The organism is Eubacterium aggregans (assembly GCF_900107815.1).
GTDB lineage: Bacteria > Bacillota > Clostridia > Eubacteriales > Eubacteriaceae > Eubacterium_O > Eubacterium_O aggregans.
This window is the reverse complement of sequence record NZ_FNRK01000017.1, coordinates 1-17,854: the sequence shown is the minus strand read 5'-3', so window position 1 is coordinate 17,854 and position 17,854 is coordinate 1. Positions and strand designations below refer to the sequence as shown.

Genomic DNA, 17,854 nt, shown 5'->3' with positions numbered 1-17,854 from the left:
TGATGAAATTCGAAAAGATGTCCACCCCCATTACCATTGGGAATATGGTGGTGAAGAACCGCTTCGTTGTTCCCCCCATGGGGAATAACTTTGCCAACACCGATGGCACTATGAGTGAACAGTCCGTGGCCTACTACAGTGCCCGGGCTGCAGGCGGCTTCGGCCTTATTACCCTGGAGGCCACCGTGGTCCACCCCGGAGCCAAGGGCGGCCCCAGAAAGCCCTGCCTCTACGACGATGCCTTTGTCCCCAGCTTTAAGGCCGTCATCGATGCCTGCCATGCCCATGGTGCTAAAGTCTCCATCCAGCTGCAAAACGCCGGTCCTGATGGCAATGCCAAAAATGCCGGGGCTCCCATTGAAGCGGCCTCGGCCATTGCCAACAAATGCGGTAAGGATATTCCCGTGGCCGTGCCCACCGCCCGGGTGTACGAGCTGGCCCAGGGCTATGGCGAAGCCGCTAAGCGGGCCATGGCTGCCGGTGCCGATGCCGTGGAAATCCATATGGCCCACGGCTATCTGGTCAGCTCCTTCATCTCTCCCCGGACCAATAAACGGGTGGATGAATTCGGGGGCAGCTTTGAAAACCGCATGCGCTTCCCCCGACTCATTGTCGACGCCGTAAAAAAAGCGGTGGGGGATAAGGTGGCCATCATCGCCCGGATCAACGGGGCGGATGATATGCCTGGGGGTATTGATGTCCACGATGCCGCCACCATTGCCGCCGAACTGGAAGCCATGGGGGTCCAGGGCCTCCACGTTTCCCGGGCGGTCCATTTAAAGGATGAATTCATGTGGGCTCCCACCCAAACCCACGCCGGCTTTAATGCCGAGCAGGCTGCCGAAATTAAGCGGGCCGTGTCCATTCCCATTATCACCGTGGGGCGCTACACCGAGCCCCAGTACGCCGAGCTCATGGTCCGGGAGGGCCGGGCAGACCTGGTGGCCTTCGGGCGTCAGAGCCTGGCCGACCCCGAGCTGCCAAACAAGGCCTTGGCTGGAAAGCTTAGCGATCTGACCCCCTGTATCGCCTGTCTCCAGGGCTGTGTGGCCAATATGTTTAAGGGTGAACCCATCTGCTGCCTGACCAACCCGGCCCTGGGCTACGAATCCCAAAATATCTCCCCGGCATCCACCGCCAAACGGGTCCTGGTGGCCGGGGGCGGTGTGGGCGGACTGTACGCCGCTTTTCTCTGTGCCCAGCGAGGCCACAGCGTGACCCTGTACGAAGCCAGCGATACCCTGGGGGGCAATATGCGCCTTGCCGCCTTCCCTCCGGGAAAGGGGGATCTGACCAACATGGTCCGCAGTGCCATCGTCAAATGCCAAAAGACCGGGGTCCAAATCCTATTAAACACCCCCTTAACCATGGATGAGATAAAGGCGGAAAACCCGGATGCGGTAATTGTCGCCACCGGGGCCACCACCCTGATGCTGCCCATCCCCGGTATCGATGCCCCGGAAATCCTCCACGGTGGGGATGTTCTGGCCGGTACCGTGGCCGCTGGCAAAAAAGTCCTGGTCGTCGGCGGAGGCATGGTGGGCTGTGAAACCGCCGCCTTCCTGGGGGAACGGGGTCACGATGTCACCGTTGTGGAATTCCGGGATACCTGTGGTGCGGACGTCATCAACGAACACCGGGTGTATTTAATGGAGGATTTTAGAAACTACCGCATCGGTCAGGTAACTAGCGCCAAGGTAGTAGCCTTCTACACCGACGGAGTGGATTATGACTCTCCGGATGGCAGCCGCCACACCTTAAGGGGCTACGATTCGGTGGTGCTGTCCATGGGTTATCGGAACTATGATCCCTTAAGCGCAGATTTGGAAGCTGCCGGAATTCCCCATTACACCATCGGAGATGCCACCCGGGCCAGACGAGCTCTGGATGCGACCCGTGAAGCCTACGATACGGCCCTGGAAATTTAGGAAAACAAAGAAAAGTGGAGAAACGATAATGGAAAAAAGAATTTCTGGACATACTGGTTTAATGGCATTATTCGGTACCCCGGTGGGACACTCCGGTTCTCCGGCCATGTATAATTTCAGCTTTCAGCATGACGATCTGGATTACGCTTACCTGGCCTTTGATGTGGATGTGGATGGCATGGAGGAAGCCTTTAAGGCCATTCGGCTTCTGAACATGCGGGGCGGGAATTTCACCATGCCCTGCAAAAACATCGCGGCCCAGCTGGTGGACAAGCTGTCCCCCGCTGCCCAAATCATCGGGGCCTGTAATGTCTTTGTTAACGAGAATGGCATCCTCACCGGGCATATCACCGATGGGGTGGGATTTGTGAAAAACCTGGAGTTAAACGGGGTAACCGTTACGGATAAGAAAATTGTTATCCTGGGTGCCGGCGGTGCCGCCACGGCCATCCAGGTCCAATGTGCCTTGGATGGTGCTAAAGAAATCGCCATTTTCAATAAGATGGATGAATTTTATCCCCGGGCCGAAGAAACAGTGGCCAAGCTGGCCAAGCATTGCCCGGACTGTACGGTCACCGTAGATGATCTGGATAACGCAGCCAAGCTGGCGGCGGCCATCGCCGAAGCCGATATTCTCATCAACGCCACCATCATGGGGATGAAGCCCTACGAAGATGTTACCCTGGTGGACAAAAGCCTTTTCCGCAAGGACCTGGTGGTCACCGATACGGTGTACAATCCCAAAGAAACCCGGATGATTTTAGAAGCGAAGGAAGCGGGCTGTCAGGTAGTCGGCGGTGTGGGGATGCTGGAACAGCAAGGGGTGGTCAATTACGAGCTCTTTGTTGGAAAAGAATTGCCCCTGGCCGAGTTCCAGGCATTCCAGGTCGAGCAGGCATAGGGCGGCGCCATGAAAGCAAAAAAATATTTGCTGTCCCTGGTGACGGTGTACCTGTGCTACTTCACCCATGGGATGCAGGCCATCATCCTCAGCCAGAATAAAACCCAGTTCTTCACCCAATGGGGCTACACGGATGCGGTGGCCGGTGCGGCCGCCGTCTCCCTGGCCATTACCGCCACGGGCTTCGGCAAGATGCTCAGCGTATGGATTGGCGGGGAGATTTCCGATAAGGTGGGACGTAAGAAGATGGCCGTCATCGGCTCCATCCTCTACATCGCCTGCTTTGCCGGGCTGCTCTTTACCACCAGTTTCACCCTGGCCTGTGTCTGCTGCTTCATCGCCGGAGTGGCCACCTCAGGCTTCTGGGATGCAGCCCTTTACCCGGCTGCCCAGGAGGCGGTTAAGCCCCAGTACTCGGGTTCGGCCCTCATCGGCATCAAGGCCTTTGTGTCCGTCTCCGGGATTATCTATCCCCTGCTCTGCGTGGCTAACACTAACGCCGGCAATTGGCAGATTAACGTGTGGATTCCCCTGATTTTCTCGGTGATCTGTGTGGTGGTTTCCCTGCTTTCAACCTTCGAATACGACGATATGATGAAGCAGACCACCACCACCGCCACGGGTGAGACCACCAATGCCGCCACTGCTGAAATCCAGGCAGCCAAAGATCGGATGCTCACCCCACCCAACAAGCTGGTGAACTTTTTTACTATGTTCTACGGCTTCGTCTGTATGTTTATCATGTACGGGGCCCAGCAGTACACCAAGGCCTTCGGCATTAGCAATTGTGGCCTGAATGAGATGCAGGCTGCCGGGCTGACCTCCATCTACACCGCCGGCTCTATTATTGCCGTAGTCTTTTGGGCAGTGATGATGGGTAAGCTGCGCTGGAACCCCTTAAAGGTGGTCCTGGTGGATTCCATCTTCACCGCTGTGGCCCTAGCCATCGTTCTCCTGGTGAATCAGGTGGCGGTGGTGTACGTCGCCATTGCCCTTCTGGGCTTCTTCGCCGCCGGGGGTGCCCTCCAAACAGGCCTGGGTGTCCGTCAGGAGCTCTGCCCTGGCCCCAAAGGCCGGAACACCGGGATTTACTACACCTGGATGGGCTTAGCCAGCTGCTTTCTCCCCTTCATCGTCTCCTACATGACGGGCAGCATCGGCGAGCAGGCCGCCATCTACACCATGATGGCCCTCCTTCTGGTGGCTGCTGTCGTCGCCATCGGGATGATGGGGTATCTGGTCATCCAGTACAAAAAAATCTTTGGGGACAGTGTTCTTAAAGAAAAATAATTTATCATTAAAAAAGCCATTCCGAGGTCAGATTTTCTGACGGGAAATGGCTTTTTTAAATGGTGCCGAATTATTTTTTCCAGGGTGCGGCGATAATCTTCTCACAGATGCTCTGGATGTCGGTGTCATCGGTATTGACCACCACATCAGCTGCCGCCTCGTACCGGGGTCGACGCTCCTCCATGAGCTTTTCAATATAGGGTATGTTCATATTGCCGTTTAAGAGCGGCCGATCCGTGCTGTCCTTCACTCGCTCGTAGATGGACTCGGGGCTTGCGGTAAGGAGGACGACAGTGCCGCTTTGGCGCATGACCGCTACATTCTCCGGCCGCAGAACCACGCCGCCCCCACAGGAGACCACCTGCTGGCTTTTTTTCTGAAGCTCGATGAGGAGATTACTTTCACAATTCCTAAAGTAGGCTTCTCCATGGGTTGCGAAAATTTCAGGGATGGACATCCCTTCCTTGGCGGCGATTTCCGCATCCATTTCCACCCGATCCATGGCCAACATTTCGCACAGATAGGTGGATACGGTGCTTTTACCCACACCCATGAATCCGATGAGCATGATATTTCCCTGGACCAGGGTTTTACTCTGAATGCGCTTACTGCTCTTCACCATGGCTTCAAAAATATGTTCAATTTCCCCACGGTAGGCATTGTCCGCCAGCTTGGCATCCCAATCCCCCCGCTGACGGGCCTCCTGCTCCGGCTGGAAGATGGGCACCCCATTTTCCCGTTTAAAGGCGATGATTTCTTCAATACACCCCATTCGTTCCTCCAGGGCCGCAATGATCCGGTCATCACAGGCCCCCATCTGCGCTCTGATTTCTTCCAGTTGGTTCATTTTCCATTTCCACCTTTCTCAGATAATTTATCATACGCAAAGAGCGGCCGAATGGCCGCTCAAATTCCTGAAAATCCCTCACTCCTTCTACTTAAAGAACAGCGCATCCACCTCATCCGCCGGCATTTCTTCTCCGGTGTACAAGGTAAAGGCTGCGGCCCCCTGCCAGAGGAGCATCCCGGTACCGCCGATGATGGTTTCCACTCCGGCATCCTTGGCTTCCCGCATCATTCGGGTTTCCTTGGGATTGTACACCGCATCCGCCACCACCAGGTCCTTCCTAAACACCGAGGTGTCGGTAATGGCCGTGGTATCGGTATGGGGTGCCATCCCGGACAGGGTGGCATTGGCCAGAATGTCCGCTGATGCAATTTCCGCTGCCAGCTTGGCGCCATCCTCTAAATCATTGACGGTCACCACACATGCCGGCTTTTCATGCTCAATCTTCTTGGCGGTTTCCTGGGCACGGGTAAAGAAATCATCCTTAATATTGAAGATGGCGATTTCCCGGGCACCGTCCAGGGCACATTGAACCTGGATGGCTGTGGCCGCTCCACCCGCTCCAATCACCACGATTTTTTTACCGGCAATGTCCACCCCGTGTTCTTTAAGGTTCCGGACAAAGCCTTCTCCATCGGTAATATGGCCGGTCAGCTTTCCATCCTCATTAACGATGGTATTGACGGCACCGACGATCCGGGCCGCCGGAGACAGGGCATCCATATACTGCACTACCTCGGTTTTATCCGGCATGGTGACATTAGCCCCCCGCATATTTAAGGTGTGCATGGCATCGATGGCCGCTTTCACCCTTTCCTTGGGGATATCGAAGGCCAGATAGGCGTAATTAATCCCACATTTTTCAAAGCTATAATTGTACATCGCCGGTGAACCGGAATGGCCCACAGGGGAGCCAATGAGGCCTAAAAGCCGGGTGTGTCCATCAATTCGTCGTTCCATTATACATCGTCCTTTCTGCACTGCAGCAACTGCTTTTCCGTCTGATTTTCATTTTATCCATTGTCCCTCTGCTTGTCAACACTTGAACACATTAAAGCAGTATAATTCATAGATTTTATTCATCAATTATGCTATCATTAGTTCTAATAAAGAATGAATGGGAGTCCACAATGAACCTATACCATCTGCGCTATTTTACCACCCTGGCCCGGTATGAGCACTATACCCGGGCGGCGGAGGAGCTGATGATCACCCAGCCCAGCTTAAGCCACGCCATTGCCGCCATGGAAGATGAGCTGGGGGTGAAGCTTTTTGAAAAGGAGGGCCGCAACGTGGTCCTCACTCGCTTCGGCCATATCTTCCTTCAAGATGTGGAACGGGCTCTGGCCGTCCTGGATGGCGCCATTACCACCATGCAGATGGCGGGCTCCGGCTCCGGCACCATTGAGCTAGGCTTCCTGCGAACCCTGGGAACCGAGATGGTCCCCCAGATCATCCGAGGATTCCTGAACCAGAATATTGAAAAAGATATCCAGTTCAGTCTCCACACGGGTATCACCTTTGATCTTTTAACGGACCTGGTCAAGCGTCGGCTGGATATTGTCCTGTGCTCCTACGACGAGCGCTTCCAGGATAAGGTGACTTTCACCCCCGTGGCCACTCAGGAGCTGGTCCTCATCGTCCACAAGGACCACCCCCTGGCGGAGCAGGAATCCGTCAACCTGGTAGACACCCTGATCTACCCCCATATCTTTTTTACCCGAACCAGCGGCCTGCGTCAGGTGGTGGATGGACTCTTTGAGAAAATAAAGGGTGAGCCCAAGGTCGTCTTTGAAGTTGAGGAGGACCAGGTCATCGCCGGATTGGTAGCCCAGAATTTTGGCATTGCTGTGGTCCCCAATATGCCCATTTTAAAATTTATGGATGTGAAGGCCCTTCAGATTACCGCCCCCAGTTGGGAGCGTAACTTCTATCTGGCCTTTATGAAATACCGCTATATGCCCCCAGTGGTGGCGGATTTAAAGGAGTATATCACCGCAGGCGGCCTTCCCGATCTGGTCTAGGCCTTCATAAATCCCTGGGATTCCAAAATGCTTAAAATATTGCGCCCCTCCTGGACCCCGTCGATAATCCGGCGGGCCCGGAGGCTGTCCCCAATATTCACCACCTCCACATCATCGCCATCGAAGTCCTCGTTGAGGGCCTTCAGCAGGGGGGTATTGGCCCGCATGCCCAGGCAGATAAAGCCATAATCAAAGGGCTGCTCCCAGCGCTCTCCGTCCTTTTCCAGGACGAAGGCATCGGCTTTGACTTCAACCAGCTTGGTGCCGGTCAACTTTTCAACGGTGTATTTTTCCATCAACGCATTGGTATCGCTCCGGGAAACGGGGTCCAGATCTTTTCCGATTTCCGACAGCATTTCTACAATGGCTACCCGGGCGCCCCGGGGTGCCATGAATTCCACCACATCCAAACCCACGGCCCCGCCGCCGATAACCACCACCTTTTTATCCGACAAATCCCCGGGATACTCCTCCAGGCGATTGATCATTCCCGTAATGGACTGTACCCGGCTCCCCGGAGTATCCACATGGGTGTACAATCCCTCGATGGGGGGCAGCAGCGGGTTGGAGCCCGTGGCATTGACAATGATATCCGGCTTGAATTGGCGGATGCTCTCGGTGGTGACGGCCTGGCCTGTCATGATGTACAGATTACTCAGCTGAGCCGCCCGATTGATAAGGTAATGGGGAAAATCCGCCAAGCGCTTTTTCGCTGGAATTTGAGAAATGATGGTGGACAGTCCCCCCAGGTTTTCTTCTTTCTCCATAAGGAAGGTGGTACAGCCCACCTCCGCAGCGGTACAAGCCGCCTCTAACCCTGCCGTTCCCCCGCCGATGACCACCACATTACACTGCTTTTCCACGGGGTGCTGCTTATAGTCCTCGGTTTCGTTGACACAGGGATTCACCGTACAGCGAATGGGGCGATTAATGCCGATGCGGTTGCCGGCACAGCCCACATTACAGGAGATACATTTTCGGATAAGATTCTCCTGTCCCCGGGCCACCTTATTAACCCACTGGGGATCGGCAATCAGACCCCGGCCCATACCGATGATATCCGCATCTCCCCGGGCCAGAATTTCCTCGGCTACCTTAGGATTTCGGATATTCCCCATGGTGATACAGGGTTTTTGATACCGATCCTTCACGGCCTTGGCCATGTAGGCGCGCCAGCCATCCTCTAAATAATTGGCATCGATTTGGAATTGAATGGAGCCATTTAAACCACAGGACACGTCGTAGGCATCCACCCAGGGATCGAAGTACTGAATATAATCCAGGGTATCCTCTAAGGTATTGCCTCCTTCCACCAATTCATCGGCGCTGAGACGGACAAAAACAGGGAATCCTGGTCCCACCGCTTCCCGGACGGCTTGACAGACCTCAGTGGTGAAACGGGCCCGGTTTTCGGGGCTTCCACCGTAAATATCGGTACGGGCATTAGTGGTCGGCGATAAAAACTGGCTGAGCAAATAGGAATGCCCGGCGTGGATTTCCACGGCATCGAAGCCCGCGGCCTTGGCCCGGCCAGCGGCCTCGGCATACTTTTTCACAATCCCCTTAATTCCCTCTGCCGTCAAGGGTGTGGGGATCTCTCCCCCGGCTTTTGATGGCACCGCCGAAGCCGAAACGGGCTGCATCTGGGTCCGGGCGGATTGGGCCGAGGCCCCGGCATGGTTGAGCTGGATGGCCACACAGGCCCCCTGGCTATGGAGCTCTTCACAAAGTTTAAAATATCTGGGAATATAATTGTCGTGGTCAATGCGGATCTGGGTAGTGCCATTGGAGCCCAGAGGGTAGTCCACATTGGCGTTCTCCACGATGATCAGTCCGGTTCCCCCGGCGGCCCGCTGTTTATAATAGTTGATATGGAGAAAGCTCATCTCCCCATTTTGTTCTCCGTAGTTCGTCCCCATGGGCATCATCGCCGTGCGGTTGCGCATGACCATGTTCCCGATGGCTATCGGCTTAAATAGATTGGGATAATCTGATTTCATACTTCACACCTCCTCATTGTTAGGTTTATTATACGGTGGGGTTCCCGGTGAAATCCAATGATTAAAAACCCATGGATTCATAGATATTTTTTATAAATTTCAGATAAATACCTTGAACTTGAATCACATCGCAATCCTCACCGCCATCCGCAGCCAATGGAAGCTGGTGTATCCCTTTGAGTGCTATTCTATTTTTACGGGACGATTTGACTTCTTAAATTTCATATGATAGTATAAAAAATACCCGCCGGGGTTTTTATTGTACAGTAGGCCTGTGTTGTACAACACAGGCCTATTCTTTTTTTGGAGGTTACCATGGTGAAATCACATTGCTTTCGGGATTTTGTAAAATATTCATCTTTAAATGTTTTGGGAATGATCGGACTATCCTGCTATATCCTGGCCGATACCTTCTTTGTATCAAAGGGACTGGGAACCAACGGGCTGGCCGCCCTGAATCTGGCCATTCCCATTTACAGCTTTATCCACGGGTGTGGGCTGATGATCGGCATCGGCGGCGGAACGAAATACGCCATCAAAAAAAATCAGGGAGATCAAGATACCACCAATCGGATCTTTACCCATGGGATATATCTTGCCATCCTGTTTTCTGTTTTCTTTGTGTTCATCGGTCTATTCTTTTCCGCCCAGATTGTGACCCTCTTCGGGGCCAATGAGGGTGTCTTTGCCATGACCAAAACCTATACCCAGGTGATTTTACTCTTTTCCCCGGCCTTTTTAATGAACAACGTGCTTTTATGCTTTGTCCGTAACGATGGGGCCCCCCAGCTTGCCATGGCCGCCATGATTGGCGGCAGCCTGTCCAATATCCTTTTAGATTATGTGTTTATTTTTCCATTTCACATGGGTATTTTCGGCGCGGTGTTTGCAACGGGCCTTGCCCCGATCATCAGCATGGTTATTTTATCGCCCCATTTCATCAAAAAAAGAAATCATTTCCACTTTGCAAAATGCCAATGGAATGGCATCACCCTGGGTGGTATCCTTTCAAGTGGGGCCCCTTCCCTGATTACGGAGCTGTCCTCGGGTATCGTCATCATCGTGCTGAACACCATCATCCTTTCCCTCCAGGGAAACACCGGGGTGGCTGCCTACGGGGTTATTGCCAATCTCTCCCTGGTGGTCATTGCCATCTACACAGGGATTGCCCAGGGCATCCAACCCATCCTCAGCAGTCATTTCGGGGCAAAAAATACAAAAAATGTCAGGAGCATTTTAAAATATGCCCTGACTACCATGGTGATTTTATCTGGAATTATTTATACGGCGGTGTTTTTCGGTGCGCCCGCCATCGCAGCGGTCTTTAACAATGAGCACAACCCCTTATTGCAGGCCATTGCCATCCATGGATTAAGGCTGTACTTTATCGCCTGTCCCTTTGTGGGCTTCAATATCATCCTTTCCGTGTACTTCACCTCCACGGAATACCCCCGCCCAGCCCATATCATCTCACTTTTGCGGGGGTTCATCCTGATTATCCCCATGGCCTTCATTCTATCACGGGTTGCTGGAATGACCGGGGTATGGTGTGCCTTTCCAGCAACGGAGTGGATGGTTGCCATGGTTGGGATTGTCTTTTATGTTCTTCGGTATGGCAGCTCTAAACCGTCCTTGTAAGGGGCTATTCTATTCCTTCTCTCCCCGTTTAAAGGGCTGCCAATTGGACAGGATCAGGTTGAGGAGAATCCCTACCACCAGACCCCAGGTGGAGCCCTTTAGGGCCAGAACCGCCGCCATGATCCCCGCGATGCTCTTGTCCAGGTTGGAGTGACAATAATCCATTCCGATCCGGGCACAGACAAAGGCCTGGAACAGCAAGGTGAGGGATGCCCCCACCGGGAATACTGGCCGCATAAAGGCTACCACCGGTATGAGGATCACGCTGATAAAGGTTCCGATACGGAAAGAGCTCATGCCACCGATGAGGGATTTCATGGCCGCCTTACCCTCGCCGTAGCGAATGGCCACGGAAACCGTCATTCCCGCCCATAATGGCCCGGACAACGGCGGGAAGGGGGCGATAATCCCCAGAATGATATTGCGAAGGCCCAGGATCAGGTTGGACCGGCTGGAATTAAAATCCACGATCTCATCCCCACGGAGGGATTTGGCTTCATCCACCAGGGATTCGGTGGTGACAAAATCCCCAAAGGAAATAACGTAGGCCACCAGTGCCAGGGGCAGGGCCGAAAGCCACATGGATAGGGGTGGGATCCCCACATGAAAGATGCTGACGGTGTTCAGTATCCCCTGGATATCCGGAATCTTAATCACCGTCCCGATTTCCAGGGTTGGCATGGCCAGCTCACCCACGGCTACCCCAACGCCCATGGCCACCAAATAGGGAAAGAGATTCCCGTAGCGGGCAATAACGTCCAACACCTTGCTGTCCTTCCGCTTCTCCCGGTAGGTATCGGAAAAGCTGATGACCGCCAGAAGGGTAAAGCCTGCCAGCACCGCAATGGGGTACAGCATCAGCTGACCCCCATCCCCCAGCTGGCTAGTCATCACCGTAAAGGGGGTGGCCAAAAGAATTCCCCCTTTGATGGAGGTTGGGACCCGCCGCACAAAGGCGTCCGCCAGCCGGGTAACCCCCATAAAGATGAAGATTACCCCCAGGGTAATCTGTAGGGCAATGAGGGCCTGGATGCGCTGGGGCCCCATTTCGTACTGGGTTAAAAAAGCCAGGGTTAAGGGCAGGGTCGGGGTAATCCACCCGGGAATCACCGGGTCCCCCAACAGGGCGTGGAGCAAATATAGGGCGGTTTCAATAATGACACAGCTCCAGGCCAATTCGTAGGGCAGCCCCAGGTATTCCGTCATATAGGGCACAGCGCTAAGGGCCGTCGTCCCGATGATCAGCCCCTGAAAAAGCTCCACAAACTCCAAACGATAATGGATTCCCGGAATCCTGATTTTAAAGGGCCCACAGGGAATATAGGGTAACTCCACACCAATCTCTGTCTTCATCATGCTTCTTCTATCCTCTCTATTTGCCCGATTTGTTATTTTTTTAACATTCCAGGGTCAACGTCCCCAATAGTATAACGCGTAAAAATAACCCCAGGCGTATGCTCTGAGGTCATTCTACAGGATTTTTTTACTGATGTCTAATCAATGCTTTCTATGGAAACCATGCGTGTTTTCTATCAATTAAACAGCTTGTCTAACACGGCTTTGCCCAATCGGCGCTCTGGTCCCCGGTAGGGATAGCACTGCATGGCGATGTGGGGGTTGTAATTCACCTCAATGATGGCATGGGGGGATTCCGGGTCCTGGTAATCGGCAATGATTAAATCCACCCCACAGATAAAGGCATCGAAGACCGCAGCGGCCCGTACCGCCAAGTCCTTAAAGACCTGGGGCATGACATCCGTATAATCGATGGAATCCCCACCGGTGGAGATATTGGAATTCCCCCGAAGGGTCACCCGCTCGTTTTCCGTGGGCACAGAGTCTGGGGTCATTCCCTGGGCCTTTAAGAACCCCAGGGCCGCCTCATCGAGAATAATCTTATTCAGGGGTTTTTCGTGATCGTCCCCCCGCCGGGGGTCCTTGTTCTTACTGTCCACCAGCTCACGGATGGTGGAGATGCCATTGCCTACCACGTTGGCTGCCCGGCGATGGAGGACCGCCAGGGTTTCCCCCTCCAGCACCAGGAAGCGGAATTCCTTTCCCGGGACAAAATCCTCTAAGAGAATGACGCTATCGAAGGTAAAGGCCAGGCGGACCGCTGCCTCCAGTTCGCCCATCTCCGCCGGATGATCGATAACGGTAATCCCTAAGCCAAAATTAGTGGATTTCGGCTTGACCACCAGGGTTTTTCCCACCCATTGGGGCAGGCATCCCCCCAGGGGCTCATCCCTTTGGATTTCGATACCCGCGGGCACCGGAATCCCCGCCTGGGCCATGAGATCCTTGCTCACCGCCTTATTCTCCATCAAAAGGGGGGTGATGTAGTTATCCTTACTGGTTTTAGTGGCCTGCTGGACAAATTCCCGGCGGCCATCCTTTCGAAGCTCGATGAGGTTCTCCCCCCGATCTAAAACCGTCACGGCGATCCCAGCCTCTATGGCCTCCCGCATGATAATCTGAGTGGACAGCTCCATATCCTCATAGCCCGGAAGTCCGAAGCTTTTCTTTTCTGTTGTCATGATGAACTCCTTTCTTATGCAATGAATCCCATGAGTGCCTCGGCGGCCAGCACTGCCACACAGGCCAGTACGGCCACCGTCACCAGCCCCTTGCCCTTTATGGCTAAAAATACCGCCACAACAAGGCCCACGGTGGCCGAAGCCACACTGCCTGTGGAGTAAAAAACGGCCGGGAAGGTCATGGCACCCAGCACAGCATAGGGAATATAATATAAAAATGAACGCACAAAGGTACTTTTGATCTCTTTACGAAAAAGCACCAGGGGCAGTACCCGGATGGCGTAGGTCACCCCGGCCATCACGGCGATATAGGCTAAAATCAACCCTGTATCCATCACACGGCCTCCCCTTCTTCTGCCGGACACCCCTCATCCACAGGGTGGAGGAGTGCCCCCACTGCCGATGCCGCCACCGCACAGATAATGATGACGAAGCCGCTGCCCACCTGGTTAAGCATCGGGACAAAGGCAAAGGCACAGCTTAGGGCAATGGCCACCAGGAGCACCGTCCGAATGGCACTGTCTTCTGTAGCCGGAGGAATGATGATGGCTAAAAACATCCCATAAATGGCAATCCCCATAGCGCTGCGGATAAACGCCGGCAGCAGGGTACTGGCCACCGCACCGATGAGGGTCCCCAGGGCCCAGCCGATATAGGGCATCACCATTAACCCAAACATATACCGGGCCCCCAGGGTCCCCGGCTGGCCACTGCTCACCGCAAAAATCTCATCGGTGTTGCCAAAGGCGATTAGGCATCGCTGGAGGAGAGTCACCTTCTTATCCAGCTTCTGGGACCAGGATAGGGACATCAGGGCGTAGCGTAGGTTGATAATCAGCTGGGTCAGGGCCATTTCAAAAAGGCTCCCCTGGCCCACCATGAGGGCCAGACCCGCAAACTGCCCCGCAGAGGTCAGGTTCGTCATGGAGATGAGCACCGCCGACCAAACCGGCAGACCGTCCGTGACGGCCATTAACCCAAAGGTAATGGAGACGGAGAGATATCCTAACCCGATGGGGATGCCGTCCTTCAGCCCCTCGGTGAATCGATTATGACAGATTTGTTCTTCCACGATTTCTTTTTCCCTCAATTCTATTATGTCTCTTAAAACTTAAATAATGCCCTGCAATTCTGACTGGTCTGCTCTGCCACTGCGTCTACGGAAATCCCCTTGATCTCCGCCACCTTCTTAGCCACATAGGCCACATAGGCCGGCTCGTTGCGCTTTCCTCTCAAGGGCTCCGGGGTCAGGTAGGGGCTGTCCGTCTCAATGAGAAGACGGTCCAGGGGGGCGTAAGCCACCACATCCGGCGTCTTCCGGCTGTTTTTAAAGGTTAGGGGGCCCCCGATGGAAAGGTACAGGCCCATGTCTAAAAGCTGTCTGGCCATCTCCACGCTGCCGCTGTAGCTGTGGAATACCCCGCCGGCCTCTGGCTGAAGGCAGCTTCTCACCATATCCAGGGTATCCCCGTGGGCATCCCGGTCATGGACGATAATGGGCATGGCCAGGGTGTTGGCCAAATCGATCTGGGCTTCAAACACCTTCTTCTGCACCTCCCGGGGAGCCCCATCGTCATAATAATAATCCAATCCAATCTCACCGATGGCCAGGGTCTTTTCCAGGGCACACCAGTCCCTTAACATGGGGATGTGGATACTCTCTACAAAGTCAGAACAATCTGATGGATGAAAGCCCACTCCGGCATAAACCTCGGGGTATTCCTGGCTCAGGGCCACCGCCAGCTGGCTGGTGGGAACATTACATCCTGGATTCAGGATAAAACCCACCCCCGCTTCCCGGGCATTCCCGATAATGGATTCCACCTCATGTTCAAAACGCGCATCATCCAGATGGGCGTGGCTATCTGATAACATCATTTTTTTCTCCTCAATGATCATTTATTTTATTTTATCATAAACCCTTCTCCTGGACCATGTCGGTTTTCATTGTCCTTTGACCTTTTTTATATTATACTAATGGCATTGGAAAAGTTGGTCAACAGAGATTAGAAGAGGTGAAAATTTTGGAATCACGGAATACTTTGTCAAGAAACGGATTGATGACAGGGCTTTGTTTCTTACTTGGCGATGTGCTCATCGCCTTCGTCTGCCTTGGATTCGTCAATTATTTGGGAATGCCATCTTTTGTGGCAACCTTCCTGCGCCATTGCTGGGCTTTTTTCCTTTTGGGGGGCTTTGCCCTCATTCTGGTGGGGGTCCTGGCCTTTAAGCAATATGAACTCATTCGCTGTTCTCTTTTTGAGGGCGTGCTTCTCATGCTTTTGGGGATATGGTTCGGCTTTTCCCGGGTGTATTTAATTTATCAGACCCCCAATACCGGTACGGCCCTTCTTTTCGGACTGGCCAGTGGCCTGCTCATTGCCTTTATGGTCCTGATTCATATCGATATGCTTTGGCGGGCCCCCATTAAACGGCTATTGACCACGGATAAACACACCAAAAAGAAGGTCCCTCCATCCAAGAGGCCTGCGTCGGTCCAAAAGCGCCAGCCGAAACCGCTGCACCCCCGGCAAAAGACGCCAAGCCCTGTGCCGTCTACCCCTAAGTCCGGCCCCAAACCCACTGCCTCACCCCAAAAATCCCGTACCGCTAAGGCAGCAGCAACCCCAAAGATGGATGCCACCCAGTCCCCGCGCACAGCCTCTGAAGCCATGCGCCAAGCTAACCGTTCCTCCCGGCCCACCCAAACCCGCAGGCCCATCCCCCGTGGACCAGAGGTAATCCCGCCTTCTAAAAAACAACGGCCTGAAAATTAATTGCAAATTTTTTGACCTTTTCCCAAAAAAAGCTTGCAATAATATTTTTCCCTGTTATAATATATCAGGTAAGGCAATCACGCCTCACAAAATGCGTGCCAATAGCTCAGCTGGATAGAGCGTTCGGCTACGAACCGAAAGGTCGGGGGTTCGAATCCCTCTTGGCACGCCATATTAAAGACTTTAACAGACTCCGGTCTGTTTTTTTATTTAACTAATCGTAATCCTGCCATATTTTTGCCAATGGTGTTTCTATCATCTGCATCAATACTTCGATAAAAATCATCAGTCGCATCTGCCACAGCATCTTTTAAATCATCTAAAATATGAACATACGTATCTATCGTGGTATTCACATTTCGATGCCCCAACAGTTTGCTGACGGTCAATACATCTCCCCCTTGTTCAAACTGTCTTGTTGCATATGTATACTGGAGATCGTGGAAGCACTTATTCATCGAATTTCCCTGCCAATTTATGCCCATTTTTTCATAAATTTTTTTAACCACTTTGTTAATATTATTTGCATCTAAATGTGTTGCAATTGACGTACAAAGACTAATGTACCTCCATTTTATACACACCCATAATCTGAAAATATCATCTTCTGCTCATGTCGATGCTACAATAATATTCTTTTAGTGATTGAGACATTTTATTTTGCCTAATTTGATAATTCTTAGTGGCTACAGTATGACCATCATATAGCCCAGTGTATTCATCTTTCGTATATGAAAAACTCTTATTGAATACGATCCTCTAACCGATAAAATCCACATCATTCCAGGTTAGTGCTAGAAGCTCCCCTGATCGATAACCACCATCTGTTGCCGTTCCAAAAATGATACAATGTAACGAATAACCTTTTAACGATGCACCCGCCAATGCTTTAGTGGGTGCATAATTTAACGATGCCGTGTTCAAATGAACACGGCTGTAACGATTGGGTGCATTTGAACACGGACACTCTTATGGGCACAACTAGCTATCTATTTCTTTTTAGTTCCTGCTTGAAAAGTGTAGTCATCTTTTCTTTCCCCTTTTTAGTACCAATATCATTAATACTCATATCACCTTTAAATACAAGTTCCATTATGCCTATGTATGCTTCGCCAAGTGCCGCAGTAATTACGCCTGCTGTCCCTGCGGAAATTGCACCACCTGCAACGGTACCAACTCCCGGTATAAACTTCAATAAATTTGTCACTACTGTTTTCCCCAGAAGGGTTGCTCCACCTGCGCCAATAGTTGATGATAACAAAGTCGTGATGATACTTTTGTTAACATCAAATCCAAATATCACTGTTATGGTCGCAATCATTCCAAGCTGCGTAGGTATTAATAATGCACAGTCGGAGAACGGAATAGGTGCAGCTCCTTCACCTGCCGCTGCAAGCGATGCTGTTGCTACCGCCGCCTGTGCATGACGCTTTTTTTCTTCTAAACTCGCAATCTGAACATTTTGGAGCGTATTCATTAGTTCCTCCGGCAAAGCCTCTCCCATAACTTTGATTAACACATCCAACCCATAAGCCTTTGCCGTTCCCAAGTCTTCTATTTTGATATTGTCAATAATAGTTGACAGATTTCCCTCAAGGATTCAGCGACCTTATGCAACATCCTGTAAGGACTGGTAATATTGCTGCCTCTTTATTATAGGTGGCACTCCACCAATCGATGAGCAGATTCTTCTGTTATTCCAGTAGCTCATGAAATATCTCCAGATTAAGACCTTCAATTCTTCGATGGTCATTTTTTCGGTATCATAGCGGTCATACAACAGTTCGGATTTCATCCGTGCCCACATACTTTCACATCTGGCGTTATCGTGGCAACGACCACCAGCCCTGTTCATGCTCTGCCTGACGTGAAATTTTTTGAGTGCTTTGCGATAGCAGTTACTGGTGTATTG

General features: G+C 52.4%; 17 protein-coding genes and 1 tRNA gene. 7 read left to right on the top strand and 11 right to left on the bottom strand.

Annotation, left to right across the window (positions count from 1 at the left end):
• Nucleotides 1-2 precede the first annotated feature (2 nt).
• The 3 genes from BLW33_RS09930 to BLW33_RS09920 are packed head-to-tail and all read left to right on the top strand — an operon-like array spanning nt 3 to nt 4,119.
• Entirely contained in the window at nt 3-1,928 is a 1,926-nt protein-coding gene (locus BLW33_RS09930) for an oxidoreductase (protein WP_090308377.1), read from the top strand.
• A gap of 28 nt (nt 1,929-1,956) precedes the next feature.
• The gene (locus tag BLW33_RS09925; RefSeq protein ID WP_090308291.1) at nt 1,957-2,829 is read left to right on the top strand and encodes a shikimate dehydrogenase; all 873 of its coding nucleotides are present in this window, start codon (nt 1,957-1,959) and stop codon (nt 2,827-2,829) included.
• 9 nt (nt 2,830-2,838) lie between these two features.
• Complete coding sequence (locus BLW33_RS09920; protein WP_090308288.1) at nt 2,839-4,119, top strand: MFS transporter; 1,281 nt, start codon at nt 2,839-2,841, stop codon at nt 4,117-4,119.
• Nucleotides 4,120-4,189: 70 nt separating this feature from the next.
• Here BLW33_RS09920 and BLW33_RS09915 read toward each other — a convergent pair whose 3' ends face one another.
• Nucleotides 4,190-4,966, bottom strand: a complete 777-nt coding sequence (locus BLW33_RS09915) for a shikimate kinase (protein WP_090308285.1) — start codon at nt 4,964-4,966, stop codon at nt 4,190-4,192.
• An 87-nt stretch (nt 4,967-5,053) separates the two neighbouring features.
• The gene (gene aroE, locus BLW33_RS09910) at nt 5,054-5,926 is read right to left on the bottom strand and encodes a shikimate dehydrogenase (protein WP_090308282.1); all 873 of its coding nucleotides are present in this window, start codon (nt 5,924-5,926) and stop codon (nt 5,054-5,056) included.
• 170 nt (nt 5,927-6,096) lie between these two features.
• Here aroE and BLW33_RS09905 point away from each other — a divergent pair, with 170 nt between their 5' ends.
• The gene (locus tag BLW33_RS09905) at nt 6,097-6,990 is read left to right on the top strand and encodes a LysR family transcriptional regulator (protein WP_090308279.1); all 894 of its coding nucleotides are present in this window, start codon (nt 6,097-6,099) and stop codon (nt 6,988-6,990) included.
• Here BLW33_RS09905 and BLW33_RS09900 read toward each other — a convergent pair.
• Nucleotides 6,987-8,990, bottom strand: coding sequence for an oxidoreductase (locus BLW33_RS09900; RefSeq protein WP_090308276.1), 2,004 nt, complete (start codon nt 8,988-8,990; stop codon nt 6,987-6,989). The two genes, BLW33_RS09905 and BLW33_RS09900, sit on opposite strands and share 4 nt — an antisense overlap.
• Before the next feature lie 315 nt (nt 8,991-9,305).
• Between BLW33_RS09900 and BLW33_RS09895 the strand changes: the two genes are divergently transcribed.
• Nucleotides 9,306-10,628 (top strand): MATE family efflux transporter, encoded by a 1,323-nt coding sequence (locus BLW33_RS09895; protein WP_090308273.1) that lies wholly within the window; start codon nt 9,306-9,308, stop codon nt 10,626-10,628.
• A 9-nt stretch (nt 10,629-10,637) separates the two neighbouring features.
• Here the strand turns inward: BLW33_RS09895 and BLW33_RS09890 are convergent, their stop codons facing one another.
• The 5 genes from BLW33_RS09890 to BLW33_RS09870 form a co-directional block, all read right to left on the bottom strand.
• Nucleotides 10,638-11,984 (bottom strand): hypothetical protein, encoded by a 1,347-nt coding sequence (locus BLW33_RS09890; RefSeq protein ID WP_090308270.1) that lies wholly within the window; start codon nt 11,982-11,984, stop codon nt 10,638-10,640.
• Nucleotides 11,985-12,160: 176 nt separating this feature from the next.
• The gene (gene gshAB, locus BLW33_RS09885) at nt 12,161-13,165 is read right to left on the bottom strand and encodes a bifunctional glutamate--cysteine ligase GshA/glutathione synthetase GshB (protein WP_090308267.1); all 1,005 of its coding nucleotides are present in this window, start codon (nt 13,163-13,165) and stop codon (nt 12,161-12,163) included.
• Between the two features lie 14 nt (nt 13,166-13,179).
• The gene (locus BLW33_RS09880; RefSeq protein ID WP_090308264.1) at nt 13,180-13,500 is read right to left on the bottom strand and encodes an AzlD domain-containing protein; all 321 of its coding nucleotides are present in this window, start codon (nt 13,498-13,500) and stop codon (nt 13,180-13,182) included.
• Entirely contained in the window at nt 13,500-14,255 is a 756-nt protein-coding gene (locus BLW33_RS09875; protein WP_242911651.1) for an AzlC family ABC transporter permease, read from the bottom strand. The genes BLW33_RS09880 and BLW33_RS09875 overlap by 1 nt, the downstream gene beginning before the upstream one ends.
• Before the next feature lie 14 nt (nt 14,256-14,269).
• Nucleotides 14,270-15,043, bottom strand: coding sequence for a TatD family hydrolase (locus BLW33_RS09870; protein WP_341456156.1), 774 nt, complete (start codon nt 15,041-15,043; stop codon nt 14,270-14,272).
• Nucleotides 15,044-15,225: 182 nt separating this feature from the next.
• Here BLW33_RS09870 and BLW33_RS09865 point away from each other — a divergent pair, with 182 nt between their 5' ends.
• Both BLW33_RS09865 and BLW33_RS09860 read left to right on the top strand, forming a co-directional pair.
• Complete coding sequence (locus tag BLW33_RS09865; RefSeq protein ID WP_090308261.1) at nt 15,226-15,942, top strand: hypothetical protein; 717 nt, start codon at nt 15,226-15,228, stop codon at nt 15,940-15,942.
• Between the two features lie 95 nt (nt 15,943-16,037).
• Nucleotides 16,038-16,114, top strand: a tRNA-Arg gene (locus BLW33_RS09860).
• Between the two features lie 34 nt (nt 16,115-16,148).
• Here the strand turns inward: BLW33_RS09860 and BLW33_RS09855 are convergent.
• From BLW33_RS09855 to BLW33_RS09845, 3 genes are all read right to left on the bottom strand, one after another.
• Entirely contained in the window at nt 16,149-16,526 is a 378-nt protein-coding gene (locus BLW33_RS09855) for a tyrosine-type recombinase/integrase (RefSeq protein ID WP_278286198.1), read from the bottom strand.
• A 401-nt stretch (nt 16,527-16,927) separates the two neighbouring features.
• Nucleotides 16,928-17,419 carry a YcjF family protein gene (locus tag BLW33_RS09850; protein WP_242911650.1) on the bottom strand — a complete coding sequence of 164 codons (492 nt, stop codon included), beginning with the start codon at nt 17,417-17,419 and terminating at the stop codon, nt 16,928-16,930.
• A 132-nt stretch (nt 17,420-17,551) separates the two neighbouring features.
• Nucleotides 17,552-17,854, bottom strand: a 303-nt coding sequence (locus BLW33_RS09845) for an integrase core domain-containing protein (protein WP_143032619.1), incomplete at its 5' end; no start/stop codon positions are given.